Origin of the sequence: Rahnella perminowiae (genome assembly GCF_019049755.1) — a bacterium.
GTDB classification, from domain to species: Bacteria; Pseudomonadota; Gammaproteobacteria; order Enterobacterales; family Enterobacteriaceae; genus Rahnella; species Rahnella perminowiae.
The window spans coordinates 1-2,661 of record NZ_JAFMOS010000248.1 but is presented as its reverse complement, the minus strand read 5'-3'; the positions used below and the strand labels follow the sequence as shown (position 1 = coordinate 2,661).

Annotated in this window: 3 protein-coding genes; all 3 read right to left on the bottom strand. The window is 44.6% G+C overall.

Annotation, left to right across the window (positions count from 1 at the left end; translation table 11 throughout):
• Positions 1–28: 28 nt before the first annotated feature.
• The 3 genes from J1785_RS01810 to tssB are packed head-to-tail and all read right to left on the bottom strand — an operon-like array spanning position 29 to position 2,507.
• Positions 29–520: an Hcp family type VI secretion system effector gene (locus tag J1785_RS01810; protein WP_217218677.1), complete on the bottom strand. Its 492-nt coding sequence runs from the start codon at positions 518–520 to the stop codon at positions 29–31.
• 29 nt (positions 521–549) lie between these two features.
• On the bottom strand, positions 550–2,031 hold the full coding sequence (gene tssC, locus J1785_RS01805; protein ID WP_217218676.1) for a type VI secretion system contractile sheath large subunit: 1,482 nt from the start codon (positions 2,029–2,031) through the stop codon (positions 550–552).
• Complete coding sequence (gene tssB, locus J1785_RS01800) at positions 2,028–2,507, bottom strand: type VI secretion system contractile sheath small subunit (protein WP_129953645.1); 480 nt, start codon at positions 2,505–2,507, stop codon at positions 2,028–2,030. Before tssB ends, tssC begins: the two co-directional genes overlap by 4 nt.
• Positions 2,508–2,661 lie beyond the last annotated feature (154 nt).

Here is a 2,661-nt window from a genome sequence, read left to right as displayed (position 1 = left end):
CTTGCAGCGTGCACTGTTATTTTAAAAATTACAGTTTGGTATTTTCAACCAAGTTCCAGCCCACAGGGCCTTGTTTGCTGGTTTTGCCATCTGGCTCAACCATATTGGTTTCAAATGACATCTGACCAAATACAAAGCTCAGATTCTCACTCGGTATGTCCCCGGCTGAATAAGCATTGAAATTGTAGCTACTCAGTACACAGTTTTTATAGGTCAGTTTGACAGCTTCAACTGGCTTAGAACCCTGGAAGGATACCTTAACCACAGTGATTTGCTTAATATTACTGCCTTCCGCCACCATATTGGATAACTGAGTAGATGTCGTATCCATTACTTTTGAAAATAAGATCGCATCAAAATTCACACCATCGCTGTTTACCTGACCGCTGGCATTATCAATTTTAGCCGCGCAGTAAACACCGAAAGTCATATTCTCAATGGCGATCCAACCTTCATAACCTTTATTACTTACTGTGCCTTTGATACCTTCAATTTGCATAAAAAGCGATTCAGTAGCCATTATATATCCTTATTTTTACGATTAATTATTTATGCACCCGTTGATGCAGGAAGTTCCGCTACCAGACGCAGCGACATGCTGAGCCCTTCAAGCTGGAAATGCGGTTTTAAATACGCCACGGCGCGATAACTGCCCGGAGAACCTGGTACATCAACAACTTCGACCACAGCCTCACGTAACGGATGGCTTGCTTTAATCGTTGGTCCCACATTATCTGAACCCACAACATATTGGTTGATCCAGTTTTGCAGGAAATTCTGGCATTCAGATTTGGACATAAAGCTGCCCACTTTATCGCGCACGATGGATTTTAAATAATGAGCAAAGCGCGACGTTGTCATAATATATTGCAACTGACTTGACAATTTGGCGTTGGCATTCGCCAGTTCAGAATCATATTTGCGCGGTTTATTAGCGGATTGCACAGCGAAGAACGCCGCATAATCTGTACCTTTGCAATAAATGAGGGGAATAAAACCCAGCTCAGCTAATTCTTTTTCGCGACGGTCAGAAATCGCCACTTCTGTCGGGCATTGCATGATTTTTTCGCCGGTCTGCGAAATATAGTTATAAGCTGGCAGTGATTTCACCAAACCGCCGCCTTCAACACCGCGGATTGCAGCACACCAGCCGTATTCTTCAAATGCCTCGACCATACGGCCAGCCAAATCATAAGCCGCGTTTACCCACAAATAGCTGGCGCCATCATTGTTTTCGTCAATTTTTTCTTCGAAATTAAACGCATCTACGGATACAGTTTTTGCCCCATAAGGCAGACGACCAATGACGCGTGGCAGCGTTAAGCCAACATAACGTGAATCGTCACTCTGGCGGAAGGATTTCCAGCGGGCATAGTCAGAGGTTTCGAACAATTTACTCAGGTCACGCGGACGCGGCATTTCCGAGAAGGAACCCATAGCAAACATGCCAGGATTCGCGGCACTGAGGAATGGTGCGTGAGCAGCAGCAGCCACATGTGAAATCTGCTCCAACAGCTGGACATCTTCCGGCATGCAGTCGAATTCAAAATCGCCCACAAACGCTGAATAAGGATCACCGCCAAAGGTACCGTATTCGCTTTCATAAATACTTTTGAATAATGAGGACTGATCGAAGTCGGAAGCAGATTTAAAATCACGCAGTAACTCTTTCTTCGTGCAGTTAAAGACCCGCACTTTGGTATTTTCCGTGACACTGCTTTGCACAAGTTTATGCAGCCCACGCCAGGAAGATTCCATACGTTGGAATTCAGGAGCCTGAATAATTTTACTGACCTGGGAAGACAGCAATTCATCGATGGCGGCAATACGGGCTTCGATGCTACCGACCAAATCATTGGAAACAATGACCGCCCCTGATGCCACCTCTGTAAGAAGATTATCCAGCTGACTTTTTACTTTATTCCGATCGGATTCCCGGCGGATAGCCTGAGTATTATCGATAATCTGATCAAGATAATCACCGGACTGCTCAGCCTGAGCTGTGGCATTCATGACCTGGATATCACTCATTCTGCATCTCCTTTGACAGGTTCTGCGTCTTTCGCCATCCCCTCTAATAACTCCACCAACTGTTCTTTCAGGCGATCATTGCTGGCAGTTCTGTTGCGCAAATCACTCAGTTGCTCACGCAATTCAAGAAGTTTGCGCAACGGTTCAACCTGCATCACCACGTTTTCAGGAGAGAAGTCATCCATAGAGTTGAATTCCAGCGCAATAGCCATCTGGCCTTCTTTTTCGGGTAAAGTACTTTCAACCAGCATTTCCACCGCCGGTTTCATTCCTTCCATAACATTATTAAAGTTGTCTTTATCAATGTGCGTGAAACGGCGGTCGCGCAGAGGCATGTCATCATTAGCAAAATTCCCGATAACCCCCATGACCAGAGGTAATTCTTTTTTCGCTTCAGCACCGCCAACTTCCACGTCGTACGTAATTTGAACGCGAGGGGGACGCGCCTTGCTCAGTTTATATTGTGTATTGCTCACGGATAAATCACCATAATGTTGAAAGAGAGAGTTAATATGGGCGTGATAATAAACAGTAATTATTGGATTTCACATGGCCGATTGCTTACTAATACATTCACTTTTGCTAAAGCTTTTTATTTTCACTTTAAAAAACAAACAAATACAGCATAGC